Raw genomic sequence first — 8301 nt, forward strand, 5'->3', positions numbered from 1 at the left:
CCGCCGCGGCCCTGCGGGCCGGGGTCGCCCGCCGCGCAGCCGCGCGGCTCGGCCTCCCCCGCTCGGCCGGGGCGCCGGACGTCATCGATGCCCTTGCCCGCGCCACCGGGCGCAGCACGGAGCAGGTCGCCGGCCTGCTGTACGGTCCACCACCCCACGACGACGCCGGGCTGCTCCTGCTGGCCCGACAGCTGGACGAGCTCGAGAGCGAGGTTCATCGCACGTGACCGAACCCACCTGGCAGCAGCAGACCCCCACCACGACCGGGCCGCCCGCACCCCCGGCGCCCCTGGCGCCGGCACAGGCTCCGGCACAGCCGGCGCCGCACGCCGCGCCGCAGCAGCACGCCCACGCCGGCGGTGCCGGGTTCACGCCCTCCGCGCAGCTGCGCGAGAGCCTCGCGACGCTCCGCGCCGAGGTCGGCAAGGCCGTCGTCGGGCAGGACGCCGCCGTCACGGGACTGGTCATCGCGCTGCTGTGCCGCGGGCACGTGCTGCTCGAGGGCGTGCCGGGTGTCGCCAAGACGCTGCTCGTGCGCACCCTCAGCACCGCCCTCGCGCTCGACACCAAGCGTGTGCAGTTCACGCCGGACCTCATGCCCGGCGACGTCACCGGCTCGCTGGTCTACGACGCGCGCACGGCCGAGTTCTCGTTCCGCGAGGGCCCGGTCTTCACCAACCTGCTGCTGGCCGACGAGATCAACCGCACGCCGCCGAAGACGCAGGCCTCCCTGCTCGAGGCGATGGAGGAGCGTCAGGTCTCCGTCGACGGCACGCCCCGGCCGCTGCCCGACCCGTTCCTCGTCATCGCGACGCAGAACCCGGTCGAGTACGAGGGCACCTACCCGCTGCCCGAGGCCCAGCTCGACCGCTTCCTGCTCAAGCTCACGCTCCCCCTGCCCGAGCGGGACCAGGAGGTCGAGGTGCTGCGTCGCCACGCGGCGGGCTTCGACCCCCGCGACCTCGCCGCGGCCGGCGTCCGGCGGGTGACCGACGCGGCGCAGCTGGCGCAGGCGCGCGCCGAGGTCGCGCGCGTGCAGATCAGCCACGAGGTGCTCGGCTACGCGGTCGATGTGTGCCGTGCGACCCGGCAGTCACCGTCGCTGTCGCTCGGCGTCTCGCCGCGTGGCGCGACGGCGCTGCTCGCGACCTCGCGCGCCTGGGCCTGGCTGTCGGGCCGCGGCTACGTGACGCCCGACGACGTCAAGGCGCTCGCGCACCCGACGCTGCGTCACCGCGTCCAGCTGCGCGCCGAGGCCGAGCTCGAGGGCGTCACCGCGGAGAGCGTGCTCGACACGGTGCTGGCCGCCGTCCCGGTCCCGCGCTGAGCCGGCCGGACGTCTGACGGATGGCGATCACCTGGCGGGCGGTCCTGCTCACCGCCCTCGGCGCGATCCCGGTGCTGCTCGTCCCCGTGACGGTCGTCCCGCTCGCGTGGGGCCTGCTCGTCGTGCTCCTGTGCGCGCTCGACATCGCCCTGGCGGCCTCGCCGCGGCGGGTCTCGGTCGCGCGCAGCGTGCCGGCGTCGGTGCGGCTCACCGAGCGCACGCGGTCGACGCTCACCCTGACCAACCGGTCCGGTCGGCGCCTGCGCGCGCTCGTGCGCGACGCGTGGCAGCCCTCGGCGGGCACGGGCCCGAACCGGCACCGCGTCGACCTGCCCGACGGCGAGTCGGGCCGCGTGGTGACGGCGCTCGTGCCGACCCGCCGCGGCGACCGCCTCGCGGACCGCGTCACCATCCGCACCGTCGGCCCGCTCGGACTGGCCGGGCGCCAGGTCTCCGTCGCGGTGCCCGGCCGGCTGCGCGTGCTGCCGGAGTTCGCGTCCCGCCGGCACCTGCCGAGCCGGCTCGCGCGGCTGCGCGAGCTCGACGGGCGCACGGCCGTCCAGGTGCGTGGGGCGGGCACGGAGTTCGACTCGCTGCGTGAGTACGTCATCGGCGACGACGTCCGCTCGATCGACTGGCGGGCGACCGCGCGCCGCAACGAGGTCGTCGTGCGGACGTGGCGGCCGGAGCGCGACCGGCGCGTGATGATCGTGCTCGACACGGCGCGCACGTCGGCGGCCCGCATCGGCGACCTCCCGCGCATCGACGCGTCGATCGAGGCGGCGCTGCTGCTGTCCGCGCTCGCCGCCCGTGCGGGCGACCGCGTGGACCTCGTCGCGTTCGACCGGCGCGTGCGCGCCCAGGTGGCCGGTGCCGGCGGCCCGCGCCTCCTGCCGGCGCTCGCGGACGCCCTCGCGCCCATCGACCCCAGCCTCGTCGAGACCGACTGGCCCGGGGTCGTGGCCGCCGTGCGTCAGCGGCTGTCGCAGCGCGCCCTCGTGGTGCTCCTCACCGCGCTCGAGCCCGCGGCCGTCGAGCACGGGCTGCTGCCCGTGGTCGCGCCGCTCGCCAAGGACCACACGGTCGTCCTGGCGTCGGTGGCCGACCCGGAGGTCGCCGCGCTGCGCACCGCACGCGACACCTCGGAGCGGGTGTTCGACGCCGCCGCGGCCGAGCGCACCGAGCTCGAGCGCGCGGCCGTCACGGTGCGCCTGCGCCAGCGCGGCGTCGAGGTCGTCGACGCGCTGCCGGACGACCTGGCACCGCGCCTCGCCGACACCTACCTCGCGCTCAAGGCGGCCGGCCGGCTCTGAGGCAGGGGGGCGCCCCGACCGGCGCTCCCCCACGGTCCGGGCGCCGATGCCGGTCCGGGGACCGGTGCGATACTCCCGGCATGGCCGACGTCATGCTGACGGCGATGCCGTTCGCGGGCCACGCGCGTCCGTTGCGGTCGGTGGCGGCAGAGCTCGTCCGCCGCGGGCACGACGTGCGCGTCCACACGGGGCGCGCCTGGGTGCCCGCGTTCGAGGAGGTCGGTGCCCGCGGCGTGCCGTGGCGGGCAGGGCCCGACCTCGACGAGCGCGACCTCGCAGCGACGTTCCCCCGCATGCGCGGCGCCAAGGGGTTCCGCCAGCTGCTCGTGAACCTCGAGGACCTGTTCCTCGGCACCGCTCCGGCGCAGTGCGCCGACCTCCTCGCCGCGTGGGAGGAGCGCCCGTGGGACCTCCTCGCGGGCGACCCCATGGCGCTCGGCACCCGCTTCGCGGCCGAGCACCTCGGCTCGCGCTGGGCGACCGTGTCGCCGATCGCGGTCTGGCCGCCCGGGAAGGGCATCCCGCCGACCGGCCTCGGGCTCACCCCCGGGACCGGCCCGGTCGGCCGCGCACGCGACCTCGTGCTCGGCGCGGCTGCGAACGCCGGCACCGCCGCCCTGACCCGGCTCTACCGCCGGACCCGCCGCGAGGTGGGGCTGCCGCCGGACCGCGAGACGTTCGCGACGATGTGGTTCTCGCCCCAGCTCGTCGTCGCCTCGGGCGTGCCGGGCCTGGACTACCCGCGCTCCGACCTGCCCCCGCACGTCCGGTTCGTGGGCGACCTCACGGACGACGGCGCGCCCGTGCCCACGGACGGGCTCCCGCCCTGGTGGGACGACGTCGTCCGCAGCGAGGTCCCCGTCGTGCACGTGACCCAGGGGACGGCGAACGTCGACCCGGAGGACCTCGTCCTGCCGAGCCTCGAGGCGCTCGCCGGCGAGGACGTGCTCGTTGTCGTGGGGCTCGGGCACCGCACCGCACCGCTTCCCGGCCCCCTCCCGGCGAACGCACGCGTCGCCGAGATGGTCCCCTACGGCGGCCTCCTCCCCCGGACCGCTGTCATGGTCACCAACGGCGGCTACGGCGGGGTCCTCCAGGCGCTGCGCCACGACGTGCCTCTCGTCGTCGCGGGCGGCGACCTCGACAAGCCCGAGATCGCCGCCCACATCGGCTGGCACGGTGCGGGCGTCGACCTGCGCACCGGGACACCGCGCCCGGCGGCGATCGCGGCGGCCTGCCGCGAGGTCCTGGACCGCCCGTCCTACCGCGCGACGGCCGCCCGGCTCGGCGCCGAGCTTCGGGCCGCGGGCGGCACCCCCGCCGCCGCCTCGCTGCTCGAGGCGCACACGGCCTGACCGGAGCCCTCGCGCGGACGACCGTCGCTCCACGGCCGGCGGAGCGCCCGCCCCGGAAGGCAGCCGCGTGCCGCCCCTCCCGAGGCGTGACCGCCCTGTGCCACCATGCCGGAGGATCGCCCACCCGGAGGAGAGCCGCATGGCGCAGTACGCCGTCCTCATCTACGCACCGGACTCCGCGCACGCGCCGGACGCGACGCCCGCCGACACGGAGTCGTGCGACATGCACGCCGACGAGCTCGAGGCCGCGGACGCGATGCTCGCGGCCTACGCGCTGACGCCACGGCACATGGCGACGTCCCTGCGTCCCGGCGCGACCACGCCCGGACCGTTCGTCGACGCGGAGCACGTCGTCGCCGGCTTCTACGTGATCGAGGCGCCGGACCTCGACGCGGCGCTGGCGATCGCGCGCACCAACCCCGTGCTGCGCGAGGGCGGTGGCGTCGAGGTGCGGCCCGTCCACAGCGGCGGTGTCGTGCGCTCGCTCCCGTGACGGCGCCCGTCCTCGAGGCGCGAGACCTCAACCGCGCCCTGCTCGCGCGCCAGCACCTGCTCGCGCGTGCGCCCGGCGGCCCGGGCGTCGTCGAGCGGGTCGTCGAGCGCCTCGCGGGGCTGCAGGCGCAGAACCCGTCCACGTCGTACACGACGCTCTGGAGCCGCATCGAGGGCTTCACGCACGACGACCTCTCGCAGGCGCTGCTCGACCGGCGGGTCGTCCGGGTCGTCGCCATGCGCGGCACGATCCACCTGCTGACCGCGCAGGACGCGCTCGAGCTCCCCGAGCTGCTGCGACCGTTCCTCGTGCGCGACCTGCGGACGAACCCGACGTACGCACCCGCCCTGCGCGACGTCGACCTCGACGAGCTGGCCGCCGCCGCGCGCGACGTCGTCGAGGACGAGCCGCTCACCCCCCAGCGGCTGGGCGCTCGCCTCGCGGAACGATGGGACACCGACCCGTCGGCGCTCGCGACGGCGGCCCGCGGCACGCTCGCGCTGGTCCAGGTGACCCCCCGCGGCGTCTGGGGGCGGTCCGCCGCCACGGCGTGGACGACGACACGTGCGTGGCTCGGCCGCGAGCCCGAGCCGCTCGCGGCGGACGGGCCGGCCCGCGAGGCCGCGCTCGACCGGCTCGTGCTGCGCTACCTGGCGGCCTACGGGCCGGCGAGCACCGCGGACGTGCAGTACTGGTGCGGGCTGACCGGCCTCGGGCGCGTCGTCGACCGCCTGCGGGACGGGTTGGACGTGTCGCGCGGGGCGAGCACGGCGACGGGCCGGCCCGGCCGCGAGCTGTTCGACGTGCCGGGCAGCCCACGGCCCGCGACGGACGCCCCGGCGCCCGTCCGGTTCCTCGCGGACTACGACGAGGTCTGGATCGCGCACGCCGAGCGGACGCGGATCATCGAGGAGGCGTACCGGTCCAGGGTCCGCTCGCCCAACGGCGTGGTGCCCGGCCGGGTGCTCGTGGACGGGTTCGTGCGCGGGACCTGGGCGGTGCGGCGTGGGCGCGCGGCACCCGCCGTCCTCGAGGTGACGCCCTTCGAGCCGCTCACCGCCGCGCAGCACGCCGACGTCGTGGCGGAGGGCGAGGCGTTCGCACGGTTCGTCGCCGACGACGCCGACAGGCACGAGGTCCGCATCACCGCGTGAGTCGCAGGCGGCAGGCCTGAGGTCCGGGCGTCGCGGCCCACCGGCCCCGCGGTCAGGCGGCGAGCGGCAGCTGGTCGACGTTCTGGTCGGCCCGTAGGTCGCCCGTCTCGCCCGCGGCGACGGCCCGGCGGCCGAGCACGAGCGTGTAGGTCCAGTAGGCGGCGAGCACGAGCGCGCCGATGACGATCTTCAGCCACCACGGCAGCGGCGACGGCGTGACGAAGCCCTCCACCAGACCGGAGATGCCGAGGACGCCGACCAGCCCGATGGCGACGACGAAGAGCGAGCGGCCCTCCTCCGACAGCGCGCGCCCGCGCGGCCTGCCGCCCGGGTCGATGATCGTCCAGAAGATCTTCAGGCCCGCGCCGCCCGCGATGAAGATCGCGGTCAGCTCCATGAGCCCGTGCGGGAGGATCAGGCTGAAGAACACGCCGAGCCCGTCGTGCAGCGCCATCACGCCGCCCGCCGCGCCAACGCCCACGGCGTTCTGGATGAGGACGTAGAGCGGCAGCGCCCCGGTGATGCCGAACGCGACGCACTGGGCCGCGATCCACGCGTTGTTGGTCCACACCTGCGCCGCGAAGCTCTCGCCCGGGTAGTTCGAGTAGTAGTTCGCGAACTCCTCCTCGGCGTACTGCTCGAGCTGGCTCGGCGTCCCCATCGCGGCCTGCGCGTCGGCGTCGTGGTAGACGTGCACGCCGGCCACGACGGCGAGCAGGCAGAAGCCGGCCATGACGGCGACCGTCCACCAGCGCACGCGGTAGAAGGCGACGGGCAGGACGACCCGGACGAAGCGCGCGACGTCCGACCACGAGGGGTCGTGCGACCCGGCGATCGCGGACCGCGCGCGGCCGAGCACGTCGGAGAGGCGCGAGACGACGGACGGGTCCGGTGCGACCGACCGCACGGTCGACAGGTGGGTCGCGACCTCCTGGTAGAGCCGCACCAGCTCGTCGGCCTCGGCGCCGCTCAGCCCGGACCTGCGCGACAGCTCGTCGAGGCGGGCCCACGTCGGCGCGTGCACGGCGGAGAACGCGTCGAGGTCCACGGCGGATAGCGTGCCACACCGCCCGGTACTCTCCTGCTCAGCGGACCACGGTGTGTGCGCAGGTGCGGGAGGCGGCGGGGTGCAGGACGAGATCGTCATCGGCGAGGGCGTGGCCCTCGACGCCCGGCCCGCCTCGTTCGCGACGCGCATGCTCGGTGCGCTGATCGACGTCGTCGCGCTCGGCTTCGTCGGCGTGGTGGTCGCCATGATCGCCTTCACGGCGGGGCAGGACCTCGACGACGCGGCCGGGGCCGCGCTCGCCATCACGATCGTCGTCATGATCCTGGTCGTCATCCCCGCGACCGTCGAGACGCTGACGCGCGGCCGGTCGCTCGGCAAGCTCGCGCTCGGCCTGCGGGTCGTGCGGGACGACGGCGGCCCGATCCGCGTGCGGCACGCGATCATCCGCGCGCTGGTCGGCGTGCTGGAGCTGTGGTTCACCTCGGGCGGCATCGCGATCATCGCGTCGCTCGCGCACCCCAAGGGCAAGCGCGTCGGGGACATGCTCGCGGGGACGTACGCGGTCCGCGTCCGCGGCGGCCAGCGCGCCCTGCCGCCCCTGACGATGCCGCACGAGCTGACCGCGTGGGCGCGCAACGCGGACATCCGGCGGCTGCCCGACGGCCTCGCCCTCTCGGCGCGGCAGTTCCTCGGGCGGGCCCCGACGCTGCACCCGGCGTCGCGCGTGCGGCTCGGCAACCAGATCGCGGGCGAGATGGAGCGCTACGTCGCCCCCGGTCCCCCGCTGGGCACCCACCCCGAGCGGTTCATCGCGGCCGTCCTCGCCGAGCGCCGGGACCGCGAGTTCGTCCACGCGTCGGAGGCCGCGCGCGCCGCGGCGCAGGAGGCGGTCCTGCTGCACCGCCTGCCGCACGCCGTGCCCGACCCGGCGGTCTGACGGCGGCCGCGGCACGTCCGGTGCGGTGAGCGGCCCGGTGCTCAGCGTCCCGAGACGCTGAAGTGCTGGTAGTCGACCGGCCCGTCCCAGTGGCCGCCCCACTGCCAGCCGGCCGCGGCGAACGCCCGCACCACGACGTCGTCGTCGTGGATGACGCCCGGGGCGTCGGGGCGATCGGCGAACGCCCGGCCCGCGGGCGGCGCGACGTGCCGGCCCAGCACGTACGGGTTCTCGACCGGGTTGAGGTCGATCGCCCGTCCGTACGCGTGCTCCGACCACGACGTGCCGCCGGTGATCGCGCGGCAGTTGAACGCCGACGTGTTGTCCGCCGCCATCGAGTCGTCGTCGTCCCCGCCGAAGTCGTCGACCAGGCGGAGCGACCGCACCGGGTACCGCGCGGCGAAGAGCGACGCGAACACCTCGACGACGGCGTCGGCCACGTCGGCGTGCACGACGACCTCACCGGTTGCCACCGAGCCGTCGAACGTCACGTGGCTCACGGTGACGTACCGCAGGTCCTCGAGCGGGACCGGGCAGCCCTCGCGCCACGAGGACGGCGTCATCCGGTCCGCGAGCTCGGGGGTGATCGGCCCCACGGACGAGCGGAACATCGGCAGCGCGACCGCCGGCGCGGCCGCGGCGACCGCAGGGGCCGGTGGCGCCGCGCGGACGGTCGGCAGCGCGGCGGGGACGGTCTCGCGCGGTGGGGAGCC

The 8301-nt window shown here is 76.3% G+C and carries 8 protein-coding genes and 1 pseudogene; 7 read left to right on the top strand and 2 right to left on the bottom strand.

The genetic code is table 11. The features are described from left to right. The 6 genes and pseudogenes from ICW40_RS01010 to ICW40_RS01035 form a co-directional block, all read left to right on the top strand. Positions 1 to 227 (top strand): annotated as a pseudogene (locus ICW40_RS01010) (DUF4350 domain-containing protein); the annotation flags it as partial. Continuing rightward, entirely contained in the window at positions 224 to 1327 is a 1104-nt protein-coding gene (locus ICW40_RS01015; protein WP_221651931.1) for an AAA family ATPase, read from the top strand. The pseudogene ICW40_RS01010 and the gene ICW40_RS01015, both read left to right, overlap by 4 nt. Before the next feature lie 20 nt (positions 1328 to 1347). Then, the gene (locus ICW40_RS01020; protein WP_221651932.1) at positions 1348 to 2640 is read left to right on the top strand and encodes a DUF58 domain-containing protein; all 1293 of its coding nucleotides are present in this window, start codon (positions 1348 to 1350) and stop codon (positions 2638 to 2640) included. A gap of 80 nt (positions 2641 to 2720) precedes the next feature. Beyond that, the gene (locus tag ICW40_RS01025) at positions 2721 to 3995 is read left to right on the top strand and encodes a glycosyltransferase (RefSeq protein ID WP_221651933.1); all 1275 of its coding nucleotides are present in this window, start codon (positions 2721 to 2723) and stop codon (positions 3993 to 3995) included. A 139-nt stretch (positions 3996 to 4134) separates the two neighbouring features. Next, positions 4135 to 4488 (top strand): YciI family protein, encoded by a 354-nt coding sequence (locus ICW40_RS01030; RefSeq protein WP_221651934.1) that lies wholly within the window; start codon positions 4135 to 4137, stop codon positions 4486 to 4488. Then, positions 4485 to 5642, top strand: a complete 1158-nt coding sequence (locus tag ICW40_RS01035; RefSeq protein WP_221651935.1) for a winged helix DNA-binding domain-containing protein — start codon at positions 4485 to 4487, stop codon at positions 5640 to 5642. Before ICW40_RS01030 ends, ICW40_RS01035 begins: the two co-directional genes overlap by 4 nt. Before the next feature lie 52 nt (positions 5643 to 5694). On the opposite strand, the gene ICW40_RS01040 is transcribed toward ICW40_RS01035, so the two are convergent. After that, complete coding sequence (locus ICW40_RS01040; RefSeq protein WP_221651936.1) at positions 5695 to 6690, bottom strand: stage II sporulation protein M; 996 nt, start codon at positions 6688 to 6690, stop codon at positions 5695 to 5697. Positions 6691 to 6769: 79 nt separating this feature from the next. On the opposite strand from ICW40_RS01040, the gene ICW40_RS01045 reads away from it, so the two are divergent. After that, a complete protein-coding gene (locus ICW40_RS01045; protein WP_221651937.1) occupies positions 6770 to 7588 on the top strand; it encodes an RDD family protein in 819 nt (272 codons plus the stop codon). Positions 7589 to 7629: 41 nt separating this feature from the next. On the opposite strand, the gene ICW40_RS01050 is transcribed toward ICW40_RS01045, so the two are convergent. Then, the coding region (locus ICW40_RS01050; protein ID WP_221651938.1) for a M15 family metallopeptidase at positions 7630 to 8301 on the bottom strand (672 nt) is incomplete at its 5' end.

Source organism: Actinotalea ferrariae, assembly GCF_019733465.1.
Classification (GTDB): domain Bacteria; phylum Actinomycetota; class Actinomycetes; order Actinomycetales; family Cellulomonadaceae; genus Actinotalea; species Actinotalea ferrariae_A.

Bases quoted from the DNA above. Each gene is read 5' to 3' on its own strand.
- ICW40_RS01020 (WP_221651932.1), top strand. From the start codon at position 1,348: ATGGCGATCACCTGGCGGGCGGTCCTGCTCACCGCCCTCGGCGCGATC.
- ICW40_RS01025 (WP_221651933.1), top strand. From the start codon at position 2,721: ATGGCCGACGTCATGCTGACGGCGATGCCGTTCGCGGGCCACGCGCGT.
- ICW40_RS01030 (WP_221651934.1), top strand. From the start codon at position 4,135: ATGGCGCAGTACGCCGTCCTCATCTACGCACCGGACTCCGCGCACGCG.